17 protein-coding genes and 3 pseudogenes are annotated in these 17,897 nt (G+C 61.6%); 13 read left to right on the top strand and 7 right to left on the bottom strand.

The features are described from left to right. The first annotated feature begins 144 nt into the window (after positions 1-144). The 5 genes from F6X59_RS12970 to F6X59_RS12985 all read left to right on the top strand — a co-directional run bounded on the left by F6X59_RS12970 (position 145) and on the right by F6X59_RS12985 (position 5,096). The gene (locus F6X59_RS12970) at positions 145-1,752 is read left to right on the top strand and encodes a tetratricopeptide repeat-containing response regulator (protein WP_152956573.1); all 1,608 of its coding nucleotides are present in this window, start codon (positions 145-147) and stop codon (positions 1,750-1,752) included. Further along, positions 1,749-2,441 (top strand): sensor histidine kinase KdpD, encoded by a 693-nt coding sequence (locus F6X59_RS12975; RefSeq protein WP_152956574.1) that lies wholly within the window; start codon positions 1,749-1,751, stop codon positions 2,439-2,441. Before F6X59_RS12970 ends, F6X59_RS12975 begins: the two co-directional genes overlap by 4 nt. A gap of 960 nt (positions 2,442-3,401) precedes the next feature. Then, complete coding sequence (locus tag F6X59_RS28400; RefSeq protein ID WP_178120081.1) at positions 3,402-3,572, top strand: hypothetical protein; 171 nt, start codon at positions 3,402-3,404, stop codon at positions 3,570-3,572. Between the two features lie 44 nt (positions 3,573-3,616). After that, entirely contained in the window at positions 3,617-4,261 is a 645-nt protein-coding gene (locus tag F6X59_RS12980; protein WP_152956575.1) for an MBL fold metallo-hydrolase, read from the top strand. A 109-nt stretch (positions 4,262-4,370) separates the two neighbouring features. Continuing rightward, positions 4,371-5,096 carry an OmpA family protein gene (locus tag F6X59_RS12985; protein ID WP_085673827.1) on the top strand — a complete coding sequence of 242 codons (726 nt, stop codon included), beginning with the start codon at positions 4,371-4,373 and terminating at the stop codon, positions 5,094-5,096. A 59-nt stretch (positions 5,097-5,155) separates the two neighbouring features. Here F6X59_RS12985 and pta read toward each other — a convergent pair whose 3' ends face one another. Both pta and F6X59_RS12995 read right to left on the bottom strand, forming a co-directional pair. Then, positions 5,156-7,243 carry a phosphate acetyltransferase gene (gene pta, locus F6X59_RS12990; RefSeq protein ID WP_152956576.1) on the bottom strand — a complete coding sequence of 696 codons (2,088 nt, stop codon included), beginning with the start codon at positions 7,241-7,243 and terminating at the stop codon, positions 5,156-5,158. Positions 7,244-7,274: 31 nt separating this feature from the next. Next, a complete protein-coding gene (locus tag F6X59_RS12995) occupies positions 7,275-7,577 on the bottom strand; it encodes a DUF3565 domain-containing protein (RefSeq protein WP_152956577.1) in 303 nt (100 codons plus the stop codon). Here F6X59_RS12995 and F6X59_RS13000 point away from each other — a divergent pair. The 3 genes from F6X59_RS13000 to F6X59_RS13010 all read left to right on the top strand — a co-directional run bounded on the left by F6X59_RS13000 (position 7,576) and on the right by F6X59_RS13010 (position 9,919). Then, positions 7,576-8,061, top strand: a complete 486-nt coding sequence (locus tag F6X59_RS13000) for a peptidylprolyl isomerase (protein ID WP_054887500.1) — start codon at positions 7,576-7,578, stop codon at positions 8,059-8,061. The two genes, F6X59_RS12995 and F6X59_RS13000, sit on opposite strands and share 2 nt — an antisense overlap. A gap of 146 nt (positions 8,062-8,207) precedes the next feature. After that, positions 8,208-8,690, top strand: a complete 483-nt coding sequence (locus F6X59_RS13005; protein WP_152956578.1) for a glutathione peroxidase — start codon at positions 8,208-8,210, stop codon at positions 8,688-8,690. A gap of 125 nt (positions 8,691-8,815) precedes the next feature. Beyond that, on the top strand, positions 8,816-9,919 hold the full coding sequence (locus F6X59_RS13010) for an NADH:flavin oxidoreductase (RefSeq protein WP_152956579.1): 1,104 nt from the start codon (positions 8,816-8,818) through the stop codon (positions 9,917-9,919). Here F6X59_RS13010 and F6X59_RS13015 read toward each other — a convergent pair. After that, positions 9,888-11,102, bottom strand: coding sequence for a glycosyltransferase family 1 protein (locus F6X59_RS13015; RefSeq protein WP_152956580.1), 1,215 nt, complete (start codon positions 11,100-11,102; stop codon positions 9,888-9,890). The genes F6X59_RS13010 and F6X59_RS13015 overlap by 32 nt on opposite strands. 269 nt (positions 11,103-11,371) lie before the next feature. Here F6X59_RS13015 and F6X59_RS28950 point away from each other — a divergent pair. After that, a pseudogene (locus F6X59_RS28950) lies at positions 11,372-12,004 on the top strand (PAS domain-containing protein); the annotation flags it as partial. Positions 12,005-12,175: 171 nt separating this feature from the next. Then, positions 12,176-12,598: pseudogene (locus tag F6X59_RS28955) on the top strand (methyl-accepting chemotaxis protein); the annotation flags it as partial. A gap of 59 nt (positions 12,599-12,657) precedes the next feature. Here F6X59_RS28955 and F6X59_RS13025 read toward each other — a convergent pair. After that, positions 12,658-13,047: a hypothetical protein gene (locus tag F6X59_RS13025; protein ID WP_152956582.1), complete on the bottom strand. Its 390-nt coding sequence runs from the start codon at positions 13,045-13,047 to the stop codon at positions 12,658-12,660. 127 nt (positions 13,048-13,174) lie between these two features. Further along, positions 13,175-13,678: a hypothetical protein gene (locus F6X59_RS13030; protein WP_152956583.1), complete on the bottom strand. Its 504-nt coding sequence runs from the start codon at positions 13,676-13,678 to the stop codon at positions 13,175-13,177. 277 nt (positions 13,679-13,955) lie between these two features. Between F6X59_RS13030 and F6X59_RS13035 the strand changes: the two genes are divergently transcribed. Together F6X59_RS13035 and F6X59_RS13040 are read left to right on the top strand one after the other, a co-directional pair. Next, positions 13,956-14,210 carry a polymorphic toxin type 15 domain-containing protein gene (locus tag F6X59_RS13035; protein ID WP_372240373.1) on the top strand — a complete coding sequence of 85 codons (255 nt, stop codon included), beginning with the start codon at positions 13,956-13,958 and terminating at the stop codon, positions 14,208-14,210. Between the two features lie 19 nt (positions 14,211-14,229). Next, positions 14,230-14,848: pseudogene (locus F6X59_RS13040) on the top strand (GAD-like domain-containing protein). A gap of 45 nt (positions 14,849-14,893) precedes the next feature. On the opposite strand, the gene cysZ reads toward F6X59_RS13040, so the two are convergent. Beyond that, entirely contained in the window at positions 14,894-15,622 is a 729-nt protein-coding gene (cysZ, locus tag F6X59_RS13045; RefSeq protein WP_152956584.1) for a sulfate transporter CysZ, read from the bottom strand. A gap of 311 nt (positions 15,623-15,933) precedes the next feature. On the opposite strand from cysZ, the gene trxB reads away from it, so the two are divergent. Then, complete coding sequence (trxB, locus tag F6X59_RS13050; protein ID WP_016484911.1) at positions 15,934-16,896, top strand: thioredoxin-disulfide reductase; 963 nt, start codon at positions 15,934-15,936, stop codon at positions 16,894-16,896. Positions 16,897-16,951: 55 nt separating this feature from the next. On the opposite strand, the gene nadC is transcribed toward trxB, so the two are convergent. Then, on the bottom strand, positions 16,952-17,800 hold the full coding sequence (nadC, locus tag F6X59_RS13055) for a carboxylating nicotinate-nucleotide diphosphorylase (protein ID WP_152956585.1): 849 nt from the start codon (positions 17,798-17,800) through the stop codon (positions 16,952-16,954). Positions 17,801-17,897 lie beyond the last annotated feature (97 nt).

The following is a 17,897-nucleotide window of genomic DNA, read 5'->3' on the forward strand; positions in this document are numbered from 1 at the left end:
TAATGGCGCCAGTCCATGACGTCATCGTGTGGTCAGTGCGTTGCATTCTCCACCCTCATCTTTCCTGACCGGCTGCCGATACAAGTTTCGGCGCCATGCATCGCCGCGCGCCATCCACCCATCTTTCCAATACAGGTCGTGTTGATGCTGCAGTACGGGCAAAAGAGCTTTCTGATCGTCGACGACTTCACTGACTTTCGCACGTCGACCCGTTCCATGCTGCGCGAACTGGGCGTGCGCGATGTGGATACCGCGGACAGCGGTGAGCAGGCCCTGCGCATGTGCGGGCAGAAGCGCTACGACTTTATCCTCCAGGACTTCCACCTTGGTGACGGCAAGAAGAATGGCCAGCAGGTCCTCGAGGACCTGATCCTCGACAAGCTGATCAGCCATGAGTGCGTATTCATCATGGTCACTGCCGAGAGCAGCCAGGCCATCGTGCTCAGTGCCCTCGAGCACGAGCCCGATGCCTACCTGACCAAACCGTTCAACCGCGTGGGCCTGGCCCAGCGCCTGGACAAGCTGACCCAGCGCAAGACGTTGCTCAAGCCGATTCTGCAAGCCCTCGACCGTGGTCGCCCGGCCGAAGTGCTGGCGGCGTGCGCCGAGCTGTGCAAGAAAGACCCGCGTTTTGCGCCGTTGTGCCTGCGCTATCGCGCCGACGCGCTGCGTGACCTCAACCGCTTCGATGAGCTGGAGAAGTTTCTCAAGAGCATCCTCGCCAGCCGCCCGCAACCCTGGGTGTATGCGGCACTCGGCAGCCTGCTGCACAAGCGCGGGCAGAATGCTCAGGCCCAGGGTGTCTACGAGCAGGCGCTCAAGGCATTCCCGATCATGCCCGGGCTGTACGATGGCATGGCCGAAGTGCTGGTCGCCCAGGGTGAAACCAAGCGTGCTCAAGGCATGCTTGAGGAAGCGGTACGCTTGTCGCCCCTGGCGGTGCGCCGGCAGGCCGCACTGGGCAAGCTGGCGTTGGGCAACGAAGATTTCGAAAGCGCCTCCAAGGCCTTCCGCCATGCGGTGAATCAGGGCCAGAGCTCGCGCTACAAGGATGCTGAAAGCAACCTTGGGCTGGTCCAGGCGTTGATGAGCAAGAACGCCGGCTTTGGCCTGGATGCCCGCGCGCGGGTCGAAATCAACACCGTGCTCAGCGAAGTGGCCAAGGACAACCTCGAAGACCAGGGCCTGCAAGTGCGTGCCCGGCTGATGAAGGCCGCCAGCCTGCAGCAGGCGGGCGACCCCGAGACCGCTGCCAAGCTCACCGAGCAGGCCATGCAGCGGCTGGAGAAGATGGACCAGTTCTTCTCGGTCGAGGCGGCCTTGACCGTGGCCAGGCAATTGCAGGCGCTCGGGCAGGAAGCCGCTGGCGGCAGCATCCTCAAGGGGTGCGTGGAAACCTACGGCGACGACCCCAAGGTCATGCAGAGCGTGGCCAAGCTGACCGACGACCCGGCCGTACTGGGTGCGGTCACCGAAGCGGTCGACCTCAATCGCCAGGGCGTGCGCAGCTATCAGGCCGGGCAACTCAACGAAGCCCTGCAGATGTTCCGCAAAGCCCTGTCGCTGCAGCCGAAGAACATCAGTATCGCGCTCAACACGGCGCAAGCGCTGCTGCGCATAGGTGGCGAGGTGACACCGCCGGCGATCCAGCAGGAATGCCGCGACTGCCTGAGCCGCGTGGCCGGCATCCCGACCAGCGACAGCCGCTTTGACCGCTACCGCAAACTGCACATCAAGGTCTTCGGCGCATGAGCCAGGATAACCAGGGGCTGGATTTTTCCACGGTGATCGCCTCCACCGTGCATGACCTGAAGAACTCGCTGTCCGCGCTGATCCAGTCCCATGACCAGTGGATGGCGCGGCTGCCTGAAGAATGGCGCAGCGGTACCGAGCAGGGCGTGATCGAGCATGAGTTCCGTCACCTCAACGGCATGTTGGTGCAGTTGCTGGGGCTGTACAAGCTGGGGGTGAACCAGCTGCCGGTATGCCCGGACTACCACGAGCTGGAAGACTTCATCGAGGCCCAGCTGGCGGCCCACCAGGAAGTGCTGCAGCACAACGACATCCTTGCGACCTGGCGTGTCGACTCCGACAACCCGCTGGGCTTTTTCGACCGTGAACTGGTGGCTTCGGTGATCGCCAACGTGATCACCAACGCCACCCGCTATGCTGGCCATGCGCTGTTGATCAGCATTGGCGAGGAACACGAGCACTTGGTCATCAGCGTCAACGACGACGGCCCGGGTTATCCGGCGCGGATGCTCGAGCGCCAGCAGGATTACGTGCAGGGCATCGACTCGCAGAGCGGCAGCACCGGGCTCGGGCTGTATTTTGCGGCGCGGATTGCGGCGTTGCATGAGCGTAACGGCGTGCGTGGGCGGATCGAAATTGCCAATGGCGGGGCGCTTGGGGGTGGGTTGTTCAGGTTGTATTTGCCATGAGCGGTTTAATTCCTGCATTGATCTTTGTCATGAATTGAAACCCATGCTGAAGATAAGTAGGTAAGCATTCCTGGTGTTTTGTGGGATAGGTCTGAAACACGAAAACGGGGCCAATGGCCCCTTTTTTCTTGGTTTTCGCACTGATAGTAATCACGCCCCATTACTCACTTTGCGAGCGCCTTGTGAACAAATTCATCCGCCTCACACCTCTTCGGCTATCTCCCTTTCATCCGGTTAAGTCCCATTCCGGCAAGCGTAAAGTCCGTCGCTACGAACTCGCCTCCCTTTTAGCCCAATGCCAGTTTGATGCTCCTCAATCAAAGGAGGATGAGAGTTGGGAGCGAATGCCTTCCATCGGCCGTGAGATCTGAGTCGGTTCGCGAGGGGACAGGTATGAGAAGACGACACAATGATCTTCGTTACCAGGTATTTCGCTCTCAAGCGAGGACACTCACTTGCGAGTGCGTTAGTCAGAACGGTTTTTTGAGAGAGGGGCTCGAGGCGGATCGGGTGCGCATGGAGCCTATTACCTCTGAGGCGATCGCCACTTGCTTAGGCTGGGGCGAAGAGGCAAGTGCTTTTCCGTGGGAAGAGGTTTGCACCTGGAAGGCAAGCGACCTCAGGGGTTTTGACCTTTCCATCTGGTATGGGGCAGACCTTTGTGGTCTTTGCTACGCGAGCCCGCGAAAAAGTCGCTTACGTATCAAAGTTATTCTGTTGGAGAGCAATCCTGACAAGAGTCACCCGTTGAAGGGCGAAGTTGCCTCCCTCGCACTCACAGCCATAGATTTTTACGCACGTATGCTAGGTTGCCGCGAGATTGAAATACAGGATCCTGTCACCGCTGCCAGGGCCCTTTACGAGGCGTTGGGCTTCAGCAGTACTGCGGATGGTCGGCTTGTGATCCGGGTTGAACCTTAATAACATCCAGACAGTGTTAGCGAAGCTATGGAGGAAATCATGCGATCCGAAAAGAGCCGTGAAAAGCCGATAGCCGTAGCCAAATTCGAGGCTGAGGCACGACGACTGGCAAGCCAGATCTCAGTGAATCAGCTGCGTTTTCTTCAAGTCGCCAAAAGCAGAGGTGAGGCACTGGAGCCGGCGGGCCCGCTGGCCGGCCCGCAAGCCTGACATGCCTCAAGCTGCGGCGGCGCAGTCATCAGATCGAGAAGCCCATGAGCGCTGCCCCCACCACTCTCATCCGCGAAACCTTCCCCGTAGGCCCATTGCAATGCAACTGCACCCTGATCGGCGACCCGGTCAGCAAGAAGGCCATCGTCGTCGACCCGGGTGGTGACCCGGACAGGATCCTCGCCCGCCTGCAAGCCCATGGCCTGACTCTGGTGAGCATCATCCACACCCACGCGCACTTCGACCATTTCCTCGCTTCGGGCACGCTCAAGGCGCTCACTGGCGCCACCTTGCACCTGCACAAGCAGGACCAGCCGCTGTGGGACAACCTGGAAATGCAGTGCCAGATGTTCGGCGTGCCCTACACCCCGGTCCCGTCGCCAGACCATTGGCTCGGCGATGACGAAGAACTCGCCTGTGGTTGCGGTGTGGCCCTGCACACGCCCGGGCACACACCCGGTTCGATGAGTTTCTGGTTCGCCGACGCCAAGCTGCTGATCGCCGGTGACACCCTGTTCCGCCGGGGTATCGGCAGGACCGACCTGTGGGGCGGTGACCAGCGCGCTATCGTGCGTTCGATCAAGGAGCGGCTGTATCGCCTGGACGAAGATGCCATCGTGGTCACAGGCCACGGGCCGGATACACGCCTGGGCGACGAGATGCGCGAGAACCCGTTCGTACGGGCTTGAGCCTGGATGAAAAGCCTTTCATGGAATTTTTCCGTATTCTGGCGATCTATGCCTGGCATAGATCCCTCTGCGATCTGCCGAACACACGAATTTTTGTAGGAGCTTGTCCATGTTCACCATGCGTCGTCTGATTATCGTCGCAACCGCTGCAGCCCTGATGACCGGCTGTGCCGGGCAGAATCCTTATGACAGCCAAGGCCAGGCTCAGGGCGAGTCCTCGGGGATGAGCAAGACCGCCAAGTACGGTGGCCTGGGCGCGCTGGCCGGTGCCATTGCCGGTGCCGCCATCGACCACAACAACCGTGGCAAGGGCGCACTGATCGGCGCCGCCGCAGTGGGTGCCGCCGCTGCCGGTTACGGCTACTACGCCGACAAGCAGGAAGCCGAGCTGCGCGCGAAAATGGCCAACACCGGCGTCGAAGTTCAGCGCCAGGGCGACCAGATCAAGCTGATCATGCCGGGCAACATCACCTTCGCCACCGACTCGGCCAACATTTCGCCGAGCTTCTACAACCCGCTGAACAACCTGGCCAACTCGTTCAAGTCGTTCAACCAGAACACCATCGAAGTGGTCGGCTTCACCGACAGCACCGGCAGCCGCCAGCACAACATGGACCTGTCGCAGCGCCGCGCTCAGGCAGTCAGCACCTACCTGACCTCGCAGGGCGTGGATGCTTCGCGTGTGACCGTACGTGGCATGGGCCCGGACCAGCCGATCGCCAGCAACGCCGACGCCAATGGCCGTGCCCAGAACCGCCGTGTAGAGGTCAACCTGAAGCCGATTCCGGGTCAGCAGTATGACCAGCAGCAGGGCCAGGTTCAGCAGTACCCGTAAGCCGTTCAGTACGGCGCAATGAAAAAGGGCAGGCCGGTGACGGCCTGCCCTTTTTCATTTCAGCGGATGCTGCTGGCCTGAATTGCAGTCAGGGCGATGGTATGAACGATATCGTCCACCTGCGCCCCGCGTGGCAAGTCGTTCACCGGCTTGCGCAGCCCCTGCAGCATCGGCCCCAGGCTGACCCCGTCGGTGCTGCGCTGCACGGCCTTGTGGGTGGTGTTGCCGGTGTTCAGGTCTGGGAACACGAACACCGTTGCACGTCCCGCCACCGGGCTCTCAGGGGCCAGCTGGCGAGCGACTTGCGGATTGGCGGCGGCGTCGTACTGCAGCGGCCCATCGATCAGCAGCCCTTGCTCCGCCGCCTGTGCCAGGCGCGTGGCTTCGCTCACTTTCTCCACTTCCTCGTCACTGGCCGAATCACTCGAATAGCTGATCATCGCCACCCGCGGTGCGATGCCGAAGGCCTGTGCCGATTCGGCGCTCTGCCGGGCGATCTCGGCCAGTTCGCTGGCGCTGGGATGCGGGTTCATCACACAGTCGCCGTACACCAGCACCTGTTCCGGGAACAGCATGAAGAACACCGACGACACCAGGCTGGCGCCGGGTGCGGTCTTGATCAGCTGCAGGGCAGGGCGAATGGTGTTGGCGGTGGAGTGCACCAGGCCCGAGACCAGGCCGTCGACCTCATCCAGGGCCAGCATCATGGTGCCGATCACCACCGGGTCTTCCAGCTGTTGCTCGGCCATGGGCGCATTGAGGTTCTTGCTCTTGCGCAGGTTGACCATCGGCTCGACATAGCGCTCGCGAATCAGCTCGGGGTCGAGTATCTCCAGGTCCGGTGGCAGGGTGATGCCTTGGGCGCGCGCCACGGCTTCGACTTCCTCAGGCTTGGCCAGCAGCACGCAACGGGCGATGCCGCGCGCCTGGCAGATTGCCGCGGCCTGCACCAGCAGCGGCTCGGCCCCTTCTGGCAGGACGATGCGCTTGTTGGCCTGTTGCGCCCGCTGGATCAGCTGGTAGCGGAACACCGCTGGCGACAGGCGCATTTCCCGTGGCGTGCCGCAGCGCTGGTGGAGCCAGGCGGCGTCCAGGTGGCTGGCGACGAAGTCGGTGATGAATTCGGCCCGGTCACGGTCGTCCACCGGGATTTCGCGGTTCAGCGAGTGGAGCAGGTTGGCGGTGTCGTAGGAGCCGGTGCTCACTGAGAGAATCGGCAGGCCGGCCTGCAGGGCGCCACGGCACAGGCCAAGGATGCGTGCATCGGGCTTGCTGTCGCTGGTCAGCAGCAGGCCGGCCAGGGGCACGCCGTTGATCGCGGCAAGGCTCACGGCCAGGATGATGTCGTCGCGATCACCTGGGGTCACCACCAGGGTACCCGGCGTCAGCAGCGGTACCGTATTGGCCACGGTGCGGGCGCAAATGATGATCTTGTTCATCCGCCGTTGTTCGTAGTCGCCGGCGTTGAGCACCTGGGCACCAAGCAGTTCGGCCACGTCGCGGGTGCGCGGGGCGTTCAACTCGGGCTGGTAGGGGATGCAGCCGAGCAGGCGGAAGTCGTTGCCACGCAACAGCGGCGAGTGCTCGCGCAGGCGGGTGGCGAAGTCGGCCATGCCCTCGTCGGTGCGCACCTTGTTGAGGATTACCCCCAGCACTTTCGGGTCGCGCGGGCCGCCGAACAGCTGGGCCTGCAGTTCGACCCGCCCGGACAGCTCGCTGAGCACTTCGTTTTCCGGGGCGGAAACCAGGATCACTTCGGCATCCAGGCTCTTGGCCAGGTGCAGATTGACCCGTGCGGCGTAACTGGCGTGGCGGGTCGGCACCATGCCCTCGACCACCACCACGTCATTGCCGATGCAGGCTTGCTGGTACAGGCGGATGATTTCTTCGAGCAACTCGTCCAGCTGGCCATCGCCGAGCATGCGCTCGACATGGGCCAGGCTCAGTGGCACTGGTGGCTTGATGCCGTGGGTGCGGGCGATTAGTTCGGTTGAGCGCTCCGGGCCCGTGTCGCCGGGGTGAGGCTGGGCGATGGGCTTGAAGAAGCCGACCTTGAGCCCGGCGCGCTCAAGCGTGCGGACCAGGCCCAGGCTGATGGAAGTCAGGCCGACACCAAAGTCGGTCGGCGCAATGAAAAATGTCTGCATGCGTGCTTCTCGAAATAAGCGGTGCAAGGAATCAACGGCCAAGGGTAGCGCTATCGGCCCCTTGTGCGCACCAACCGCAAGCGAATGGCTGGCCGATGCGCTCGGCGCGCAGTGCGGCGTCGAGCACCCACGGACGGGCCTGCCACGGTGGCTGATGGCGCAGGTGCTGGGTATGGCCGCAGGACAGTTCGACCACCCAGTGGCCTTCTTCGTCCGGGTGGAAGCCGATGATCCGACTGATGGGTCGCCCCTCGTCTGCGCTGCGGTCGCAATCGGGCGATGCCTTGGTTACACTTGTCCGCTCTACATACTTTTGCAAAAGGTCTTGCCCCATGCTGATCGCCGCCAACAAGGCTGTCTCCATCGACTATACCCTGACCAACGACGCCGGGGAGACCATCGACAGCTCCGCCGGTGGTGCGCCGCTGGTTTACCTGCACGGTGCCGCCAACATCATCCCAGGCCTGGAAAAGGCCCTGGAAGGCAAGCAAGCCGGTGACGAGCTGGACGTTGCCATCGAGCCGGAAGACGCCTACGGCGAATACCTGGCCGAGCTGGTCAGCACCCTGAACCGCAGCCTGTTCGAAGGCGTCGACCAACTGGAAGTCGGCATGCAGTTCCACGCTTCGGCGCCGGACGGCCAGATGCAGATCGTCACCATCCGTGACATCGACGGCGACGACATCACTGTCGACGGCAACCACCCACTGGCTGGCCAGCGCCTGAACTTCAAGGTCAAGGTTGTTGACGTGCGTGACGCCAGCGAAGAAGAAATCGCTCACCGTCACATCCACGGTGAAGGTGGCCATCACCACTGATTTTCTGCGCTAAGCTCAGAAAGTCGCCAGGCGCTCGGACAAGCCGGCATGCCTCCCCAGCGGGAGGTGCGCGGCTTGGAAGAGCGCCTTTTTAGTGGGCGCAATTCGCCCCCAGCGGCAACCGGGAACCTGAGAGGGGATTCATCATGAGTGCATTTCACGACCTGACGTTGAAGGCGCTGAACGGCGAGGACCTGCCCCTGGCTCCGTTCAAGGGCCAGGTGGTGCTGGTGGTCAATGTCGCCTCCAAGTGTGGCCTGACGCCGCAATACGCTTCGCTGGAAAAACTCCAGCAGCAGTTCAAGGGCAAGGGTTTCAATGTGCTGGGCCTGCCCTGCAACCAGTTTGCCGGCCAGGAGCCGGGCAGCGAAAAGGAAATCCAGGAGTTCTGCAGCCTGAATTACGGCGTGAGCTTCCCGCTGGGTGCCAAGCTCGAGGTAAACGGGCCGCAGCGTCACTCGCTGTATCGCCTGCTGGCGGGCGAGGGCGCCGAGTTCCCGGGTGACATCAGCTGGAACTTCGAGAAGTTCCTGGTGGGCAAGGATGGCCGGGTGCTGGCGCGTTTTGCCCCGCGTACCGCACCGGATGATCCAACGGTGGTGCAGGCCATTGAAAAAGCCCTGAATTGAGCTTCTGTAGGGGGTGCGAAGCACCCCCAGCGATAGGCCAGAATCACCAGGATCAATAATGCTGGGCCCAGTCTTCCGCCCCCTCTAACCTCAGGCGCATTTCCTCCCTCAGACGGAAGCGCCCCATGTCCAGCAACCCCCTGTTCCAACCCTTCACCCTCGGCGCGCTCGAGCTGCCGACCCGCGTCGTCATGGCGCCCATGACCCGTACCTTCTGCCCCGGTGGCGTGCCGCACGCGGGCGTGGTCGAGTACTACCGCCGCCGTGCCGCAGCGGGCGTGGGGCTGATCATCACCGAGGGCACCACGGTCGGGCACAAGGCCGCCAACGGTTACCCCAATGTGCCGCGCTTCCATGGTGAAGATGCCTTGGCCGGTTGGAAGCAGGTGGTCGATGCGGTGCATGCCGAAGGTGGCCGTATCGTGCCGCAGCTGTGGCATGTGGGCACGGTGCGCCGGCTGGGTACCGAACCGGACGCCAGCGTGCCGGGGTACGGGCCGAGCGAGAAGGTCAAGGACGGCCAGGTGCTGGTGCATGGCATGACCCAAGACGATATCCGCGACGTGATCGCTGCCTTCGCCCAGGCGGCCCGCGACGCCAAGGCCATCGGCATGGACGGCGTAGAGATCCATGGCGCCCACGGCTACCTGATCGACCAGTTCTTCTGGGATGCCAGCAACCGTCGCAGCGACGAATATGGCGGTGACCTGGCCGGCCGTTCGCGCTTCGCCATCGAGCTGATCCAGGCCGTGCGCGCTGCCGTGGGGCCGGACTTCCCGATCATCTTCCGTTTCTCGCAGTGGAAACAGCAGGACTACAGCGCACGCCTGGTGCAAACGCCGGAAGCGCTGGCGGCATTCCTCGAACCGCTGTCGGCGGCAGGTGTGGATATCTTCCACTGTTCGACCCGGCGCTTCTGGGAGCCAGAGTTCGAAGGTTCCGAGCTGAACCTGGCCGGCTGGACCCGCACGCTCACCGGCAAACCGACCATCACCGTCGGCAGCGTGGGGCTCGATGGCGAGTTCCTGCAGTTCATGGTCGCCACCGACAAGGTGGCCAAGCCGGCCAGCCTGGAAGGCTTGCTGCGCCGTCTGGGCGACGAAGAGTTCGACCTGGTGGCGGTTGGCCGTGCACTGCTGGTGGACGCCGAATGGGCGCAGAAGGTGCGTGAAGGGCGTGAAGCGGATGTGCTGCCGTTCAGCCGCGAGGCGTTGACGACCCTGGCTTGATCGCCAGCGCCGAGCCTGCCGGTTGGCTGCCGGCAGGTGCCGTGTGGCAGGCGTTGAACAGGTGCGATTCGAACTGCTCGACGATCGCCGGCCAGCCTTGGCGGCTGGCGTGCTGGCGGGCGTTCAGGCGGACCCGGCGCAGGGTTTCGCTTTCTTCCAGCAGCCAGCAGGCGGCATCGATGAATGCGCACGGGTCGCCGGGCATGGCCAGCGCACCGCTGTGGCCATGGCGGATGTGCTGGGCGGCGGCGGCTTCGTCGTAGGCGACCACTGCCAGCCCCGAGGCCATGGCTTCGAGCACCACGTTGCCGAAGGTTTCGGTCAGGCTCGGGAACAGGAACAGGTCGCCGCTGGCGTAGTGTTCGGCCAATGCTTCGCCGCGTTGGGCGCCGCAGAACACCGCATCCGGCATCTGCTGCTGAAGGGCGCCGCGCTGCGGGCCATCACCCACCACCACCAGGCGCAGGCGCCGCTGTGGATAAGCGCTCTGCAAGGCTTGCAGGCAGGGCTGCAACAGCGTCAGGTTCTTTTCTGCGGCCAGGCGCCCGACGTGCAGCACGCCGATGTCGTCCGTGCCGAGCCCCCAGCTTTCACGTAACGACTGGCTGCGCCGGGCTGGGTTGAACAGGCCGGCATCAACGCCTCGGGCCATCAAGGCCAGGCGCTCGAACCCGCGGCGTTCCAGCTCCAGACGTTGGCTGACACTGGGTACCAGGGTGGCGGCGGTGCGCCGATGGAACCAGCGCAGGTAGTGGGTGAGCAGGCGCGCCAGCAGGCCGAGGCCGTATTGCCCGGAGTACTGGGGGAAATTGGTGTGAAAGCCGCTGACCACAGCAACCCCCAGGCGCCGCGCGGCGCGCAGGGCACTGAGGCCTAACGGCCCTTCGGTAGCAATATACAGCACGTCCGGGCGCTGCCGGCGCCAGCGGCGCAGCAGCTTGTGCATCGACACCTCGCCCCACTGCAGGCCGGGGTAGCCGGGCAGTGCCCAGCCACGGCAGAGCAGCAGTCCCTGGTCATCCTCCGCCGATGCCTCGTTAGCTTGCCGTGGGCGAACGATTTCCACCTGGTGGCCACGCTGTCGCAAACCTTCGCTGAGGCGGCCAAGGGTATTGGCCACACCGTTTATTTCGGGTGGGAAGGTTTCGCTGACAAGGCAAATGCGTAGGGCAGGTGTATTCATGACAAAAAGTGTCCACCTGCTGCGTTGCGCTCACATGACAGCCTTGTGACGTGCAGGTGACGCCCGATTCCCGGCAGTTTCTCCTGTGTGAATATTTCTTTGCAGGGTGCTCAAGCAGTACGTGGCGCAGCCGATGAAGATGCATCCGAATAGGTTTGATGCGCTCCGGGAGTGCGGTGATGTTCAACAGCAAGCTCAAGAAAGAAATCCAGCAACTGCGCGAAGAACTGATGGCCGTCGAGCAGGTCAAGAGCAGCCTCGACAGCGAGATGCTGGTGTTGCAGCTCGACCCCCAGGGGCGCATCGAGCAGGTCAACGGCAACTTCGAGAGCGAGATGCTCTACCGTGCCGAGCAATTGATTGGCCGCAACATCGAAGACATCGTGCCAGCGCATGTGAAGAAGCTCGACTTCTACCAGCGCATGAAAAACGCCATCACCCGTGGCGAGCACCTCAACGGCGCGTTCCGCCTGCTGCGCGGCAACGGCGAGGAAGCCTGGCTGCGTTCTATCCTGCAGCCGGTGAAGACTGTTGACGGGCGGATCAGGCATTTCTCCATGCATTCCAGCGACCTGACCCGCACCATCGAAGCCTCGCGTGAACACGAAAGCCTGATCAAGGCGCTGATGCGCTCTACCGCCGTGATCGAGTTCAACCTCGACGGCGAAGTATTGACCGCCAACGACCGCTTCCTGCAGACGGTGGGCTACAGCCTGGAGCAGGTGCGTGGCAAACATCACCGCATGTTCTGCGGGCCGGAGGAGGCCAACTCGGCAGGCTACCAGGCATTTTGGGACAAACTGCGCCGTGGCGAGTACGTCGCCGACCGTTTCAAGCGGGTCGACGCCCATGGGCGCACGATCTGGCTGGAGGCTTCCTACAACCCGATCTTCGATGCCCATGACGTGCTGTACAAGGTGGTCAAGTTCGCCACCGTGATCACCGACCAGGTCAATCAGGAGTTGGCGGTGGCGCAGGCTGCCGACATTGCCTACAACACTTCCCTGGAGACCGACAGCAGCGCCCGCAAAGCCACCGATGTGGTGACCCAGACCGTGGATGTGATGCGTGGGCTGGAAGGCTCCATGCAGGATGCTGCCGAGGGTATCCAGGCTTTGGACAAGCAGTCCAAGGTGATCGGCGCAATCATCAAGACCATCAGCGACATTGCCGGGCAGACCAACCTGCTGGCGCTCAACGCCGCCATCGAAGCCGCCCGTGCCGGCGAGCAGGGCCGTGGTTTTGCCGTGGTCGCCGACGAAGTGCGGCAGTTGGCCTCGCGTACCAGCAGCGCGACCGAGGAGATTGCCAAGGTGGTGCAGCAGAACGAACAGTTGGCCCAGGCGGCTGTGGATATCATCGACACCAGCAAGCGCCAGGCCGAACAAGGGCTGGCGCTGGCGGCGGATACCGGTGGGGTGATCGTCGAGATTCAGGAAGGGGCGAAGAAGGTGGTGGATGCAGTGGGGCAGTTTTCCAGCCAGTTGAGCCACTGACGGCAACCTGACAGGCGTGGCGGAAAGGGGCGCAGGCCGGACCTTTCCGCCGTGGTTGGTCAATCGGCCTGTTCGGTTTCCTTGATGTGCCGATAGACGATTGAGGCGGCTTCGTGAACCGCCGCCAGGTCTACCGCGACATGATGTTCTTCACCGTTCACACCACGAGCACTGAAGATGCCTCCGGCCGGTCCGATGGTGGGCGCCTCACTGTGCAGCACCGCATCGACCAGCAACTCGACCAGGGGTTGGCTGTAGTTGACCGTTCCGTTGTCCGCGTTCCAGGTTGTGTAGTGCAACCGCTCGATCTGCTCATGGATGTCGATGGCTTCCAAAGCCTCGCGTAGCCGCCACTTTACCCGTTGCTCGGCGATGGTCGTGCTGTGAAGATGCTTGGGGATGCCTGCCAGTTCAATGAAATCTTTCGATTTGATGTCTGTGAATTCCATCTTCGATCTCCGCTGATAAAGGCCACGAAGCTGCGGCCATAAGTGTATTGGTAACCGAGCAGGCCCTGCGCAAGCTGCATGTATCGAATGAATTAGCGAGCAGGCCTGCCAGGGCAAGCTGTGGTTTTCAGACGATGGGGTCCATTTTCATCATGCGCTGGAAGGTTTCTTCCACGGCAGCCCAGAGATTACTTTCATCGTCAGTGAAGAGGGTTCCGTCGAACTCATATCTGTCGATATCCGACTTCTCCAGTTTTCCCGCTATCAGGGCCCAGATCAGGTAGGTCCTGAGCGATGACTTGTCGCCATTGGCGTCATAAACGTAACAGGACATGTTTTGATAATCGTCAAGACCCTGTTCTGCCAGGGTGGTTATGAACGTAGCGTGAACTTGTAACTTTACTTGTTCAAAAGCCGCGAACTCTTCGTCATTGAGATCGCGCCCTCCCTTGCCTTCTTGAAAAAGACGCGCCAGCGGGCCCTGTGGATCAATCGGGCCTACCGGAACTTCGGGCTCTTCAGTTTCCGGCTCGGGGGCTGTTTCTGGGTCGTTAACCTCAGTTTCTACAGGTTCGCCCTCACCGGCAGTCTCGCCCGGCAGTATTTCCTCGAACTTTTCATCGTCAATCATCTGGTTGTCCTCTTGAAATGAGCGCCAGCAGGTGGCGGGGATGATTGAACGATGGATTGATAACCCGTTTGCTCTAACTATCTACCCCCTTGTCTGCTTACAGGGTCTTGCTCACAAATGCTGTAACTACGAATTAGACTTTTCCTACAATCGTCTCAGGAACGTCCCACACCCACTCCATGATGTGATTTCCCCTGCACAAAACTGGCAGGGAGACGCCTCATGCTGCTCTGGCAAATCGTGCCCACCTGGCGCGATGTCGAGACACGCATCACCGATGAGCCCAGTTGAAGCAAAAAAACTCTCAGCGAAGCAGGCAAAGGAAACGATGTCTTCTCTTGCTGCACTGCACAATCCAGATTTAATCGCCGGCGGCAGAGATGTCATTTCTGACTTCGGAGATAGACAAGTAAACTCCACTATAGGTCCCCAGTGGAGAAGTAGGGTGGGGGAGCTAATACAATCAATCGAAAAGCAATCCAAAGAAGGTGGCGCCTCAGGTTTTTTGAATGTTAGATTGCATAAGTGCTGACAAGCAAAGGAGCGCGACAATGGACGAAATTTACTCACTTTTCTTAGAGGAAATGGGCGAGCCCATGTTCAGGCAGGAGGTACCCCTCTCTAGTATCGAGCGCTACAGAGGTAAGTTGCCAAAGAAACTGTTGGAGTATTGGGCCGAGCACGGTTGGTGCGGATATGGTGATGGGATATTTTGGACAGTCAATCCTCAAGACTACGAGGGCGTAGCCGCTTCATTCATAGAAGGCACACCGCTAGAATGACGGGATAGATATCACATCATTGCTCGGGGCGCTTTTGGTGACCTCTATCTGTATTGGTGAGAATTCCGGGTTCTCATTAAATATCGCGGCGTTTACGTCGAGTTATTGCGGTACAGTTCATGAGTTTGATGCAGATAATACGGATGGGGAAGTGCAGGGTTTCTTTCTTTTGATGGAGCGGGAGTCTAATGATTTTGGGGGCTTTTTTGAGCCTGCAAAGAAAAATTTAGGTGTGCTTGGGTGTGATGAGATGTACGGGTTTGTTCCGGCGCTAGCGTTTGGCGGGTTAAGCAAACTTGAGAATCTACAAAAGGTAAGCGCAGTGGAGCATTTGATACTGCTCTCTCAGTTGTCGCCTCTCAAACCCTACAGCTTCTCGGATTTTTGATAGATCACGCTGCGAAAGGGGCTGCTCAGCAGCCCCTCGCCCAATTCAATTTCGTTCCCGCACCCAAAACAGCGTTGCCCCGGCCACCGCCGCCGGCATCATCAACACGTTCACCAGCGGCACCATCAGCGCCAGGTAGGTAATCCCGCCAAACCCCAGCGACTGCCAGCGCTTCTGGCGCAGCCAGGCGAGCATGTCCTGCCAGCTCATCTTGTTGTTGTCCGCCGGGTAGTCGATGTACTGGATGGCCATCATCCACACCCCGAAGATCAGCCACAGCGGCGCGGCGATCACGTTGACCACCGGGATCAGCGACAGGATGAACAGACCGATGGCCCGTGGCAGGAAGTAGCCAAGCTTGCGCATTTCGCGGCCGAAGGTGCGCGGCACCATGGCCACCAGCTCGCCCCAGCTGAACGCCGGGAACGGGTCCTGGCCACGCACCACCACCTCGACCTTTTCCGCCAGGAAGCCGTTGAACGGCGCGGCGATGACGTTGGCCACCAGGGTGAAGGTGAAGAACACCATCAGCACCAGCAAGGCGACGAACAGTGGCCAAAGAATGTAGGAAAGGAAGCTCAGCCAGCTGGGCAGGGTCGGCATCAGCGCGTCGAGCCACAGGCTGAACTCGTGGCCGGCGAAGTAGATCAGGCCGCCGAACAGCAGCAGGTTGATCGCCAGCGGCAGCAGCACGAACATCCGCAGGTTGGGGCTCAGCACCAGTTTCAGGCCTTCGCGCAGGTACTGGGGGCCGGAGAGGACAGGGGCTTGCATCGGGACACTCCGCAGAGAAGGGAAAACGCGCTGACCTTACCGAGTTTGCCGCGCCGACGAAAGGCAGGCACACATGAAGAAACCGGCTGTAACAAATGTGCCAGGGCCGTTTGCCCAGGTGAAATTCGCAGATAGAGGATGCCTATGAGGTGGATTGTCGAAGGATATTTCCTTAATCTCTGCCACCTCGCTACAGTGCGTTCAACTTTCCGCTTTCTGGGCCTGCGCGTTGTAGCCTTCCCCAAGTGCTGCGTGGGTCCTTTTTAATTTCCAGCTGGCGGCCCCTGCGGCCCGCTCGACAGGAGTTCGACATGTCTGAAGTACGTCATTCGCGCGTCATCATCCTCGGTTCCGGCCCTGCCGGTTACAGCGCGGCGGTCTACGCCGCCCGCGCCAACCTCAAGCCACTGCTGATCACCGGCATGCAGGCGGGTGGCCAGCTGACCACCACCACCGAAGTCGACAACTGGCCGGGCGACCCCCACGGCCTGACGGGCCCGGCCCTGATGCAGCGCATGCAGGAACACGCCGAGCGTTTCGAGACCGAGATCGTCTTCGACCACATCAATGCCGTCGACCTGGCCAACAAGCCGTTCACCCTGCAGGGTGACAGCGGCAAGTACACCTGCGACGCGCTGATCATCGCCACTGGCGCCAGCGCCCGTTACCTGGGCCTGCCGTCGGAAGAAGCGTTCATGGGCAAGGGCGTTTCGGCCTGCGCTACCTGCGACGGTTTCTTCTACCGCAACAAGCCAGTCGCCGTGGTCGGCGGTGGCAACACTGCCGTGGAAGAAGCGCTGTACCTGGCCAACATCGCCAGCAAGGTAACCCTGGTGCACCGCCGCGAAACCTTCCGCGCCGAGAAGATTCTGGTCGACAAGCTCAATGCCCGAGTTGCCGAAGGCAAGATCGAGCTCAAGCTCAATGCCACCCTGGACGAAGTGCTGGGTGACAACATGGGCGTGACCGGTGCGCGCCTGAAGAACAACGATGGCAGCAGCGACGAAATCAAGGTCGACGGCGTGTTCATCGCCATCGGCCACACCCCGAACACCTCGTTGTTCGAAGGCCAGCTGACCCTCAAGGACGGCTACCTGGTGGTCAATGGCGGCCGTGAAGGCAACGCCACCGCCACCAACGTTGAAGGTGTGTTCGCGGCGGGCGACGTGGCTGACCACGTTTACCGTCAGGCCATCACCTCGGCTGGCGCCGGCTGCATGGCGGCATTGGACGTCGAGCGTTACCTGGACGGCCTGGCCAACGCCTCGTTCTGATTCAGGCAATAAAAAAACCGGCCACTTGGCCGGTTTTTTCATGCCTGCGATTCGCTCACAGGCTAAGTCGCATCGACAGGTCCACCGCTTTCACATCCTTGGTCATGGCGCCAATCGAGATGTAGTCGACGCCTGTCTCGGCAATCACTCGCAGGGTGGTTTCGTTGACCCCGCCACTGGCTTCCAGCTTGGCCTTGCCCGCAGTGATACGCACTGCTTCGCGCATCTCATCCAGGGTCAGTTCGTCGAGCATGATGATGTCCGCGCCAGCATTCAGCGCCTGGCGCAGTTCATCCAGGCTTTCCACTTCGATTTCCACCGGCTTGCCGGGGGCGATGCGGTGCGCCGCCGCCACGGCTTCGGCCACGCCACCGCTGGCGGCAATGTGGTTTTCCTTGATCAGGAAGGCGTCATACAGGCCGATGCGGTGGTTGTGGCAACCGCCGCAGGTGACTGCGTACTTCTGCGCCAGGCGCAGCCCCGGCAGGGTTTTGCGGGTGTCGAGCAGCTGCACCTGGGTGCCTTCGACCAGGTCGGCGAGGAACCGCGCACGGGTGGCCACACCCGACAGCATCTGCAGGAAGTTCAGTGCGCTGCGCTCACCGCTGAGCAGCGAACGCGCGGGGCCTTCGAGGTGGAACAGCGGCTGATTGGCGGTGGCGCGCTCGCCATCGGCCACCTGCCAGTGCACGGCCACGCGCGGGTCGAGCTGACGGAACACGGCATCGACCCAGGCAGTGCCGGCGATCACGCAGTCTTCGCGGGTGATGATGGTGGCCTTGGCCAGGCGCTCGGCCGGGATCAACTGCGCGGTGATGTCGCCACTGCCGATGTCCTCCAGCAGTGCGCGGCGCACATTGGCTTCGATCTCGGCGGTCAGGTCGGCAAGGCGTAGGTTCGGCATGGTCGGCTCCACAAGCTAGATGCCGGCGATTATAGGGCAGGGGGGCGGCGCCGTGTACAGCTGCCTTGCAGGCGACCTTTGGTCAGGCCGGATGAGC

This window comes from Pseudomonas sp. MN1F (assembly GCF_009391885.1).
GTDB lineage: Bacteria > Pseudomonadota > Gammaproteobacteria > Pseudomonadales > Pseudomonadaceae > Aquipseudomonas.

Bases quoted from the DNA above. Each gene is read 5' to 3' on its own strand.
- pta (WP_152956576.1), bottom strand. From the start codon at position 7,243: ATGCAGACATTTTTCATTGCGCCGACCGACTTTGGTGTCGGCCTGACT.
- F6X59_RS13035 (WP_372240373.1), top strand. From the start codon at position 13,956: ATGAGCCCAGTTGAAGCAAAAAAACTCTCAGCGAAGCAGGCAAAGGAA.
- F6X59_RS13000 (WP_054887500.1), top strand. From the start codon at position 7,576: ATGCTGATCGCCGCCAACAAGGCTGTCTCCATCGACTATACCCTGACC.
- cysZ (WP_152956584.1), bottom strand. From the start codon at position 15,622: ATGCAAGCCCCTGTCCTCTCCGGCCCCCAGTACCTGCGCGAAGGCCTG.
- F6X59_RS12970 (WP_152956573.1), top strand. From the start codon at position 145: ATGCTGCAGTACGGGCAAAAGAGCTTTCTGATCGTCGACGACTTCACT.
- F6X59_RS13030 (WP_152956583.1), bottom strand. From the start codon at position 13,678: ATGATTGACGATGAAAAGTTCGAGGAAATACTGCCGGGCGAGACTGCC.
- trxB (WP_016484911.1), top strand. From the start codon at position 15,934: ATGTCTGAAGTACGTCATTCGCGCGTCATCATCCTCGGTTCCGGCCCT.
- F6X59_RS28400 (WP_178120081.1), top strand. From the start codon at position 3,402: ATGCGATCCGAAAAGAGCCGTGAAAAGCCGATAGCCGTAGCCAAATTC.
- F6X59_RS13010 (WP_152956579.1), top strand. From the start codon at position 8,816: ATGTCCAGCAACCCCCTGTTCCAACCCTTCACCCTCGGCGCGCTCGAG.
- nadC (WP_152956585.1), bottom strand. From the start codon at position 17,800: ATGCCGAACCTACGCCTTGCCGACCTGACCGCCGAGATCGAAGCCAAT.
- F6X59_RS12985 (WP_085673827.1), top strand. From the start codon at position 4,371: ATGTTCACCATGCGTCGTCTGATTATCGTCGCAACCGCTGCAGCCCTG.
- F6X59_RS12995 (WP_152956577.1), bottom strand. From the start codon at position 7,577: ATGGGGCAAGACCTTTTGCAAAAGTATGTAGAGCGGACAAGTGTAACC.
- F6X59_RS13015 (WP_152956580.1), bottom strand. From the start codon at position 11,102: ATGAATACACCTGCCCTACGCATTTGCCTTGTCAGCGAAACCTTCCCA.
- F6X59_RS12975 (WP_152956574.1), top strand. From the start codon at position 1,749: ATGAGCCAGGATAACCAGGGGCTGGATTTTTCCACGGTGATCGCCTCC.
- F6X59_RS13005 (WP_152956578.1), top strand. From the start codon at position 8,208: ATGAGTGCATTTCACGACCTGACGTTGAAGGCGCTGAACGGCGAGGAC.
- F6X59_RS12980 (WP_152956575.1), top strand. From the start codon at position 3,617: ATGAGCGCTGCCCCCACCACTCTCATCCGCGAAACCTTCCCCGTAGGC.
- F6X59_RS13025 (WP_152956582.1), bottom strand. From the start codon at position 13,047: ATGGAATTCACAGACATCAAATCGAAAGATTTCATTGAACTGGCAGGC.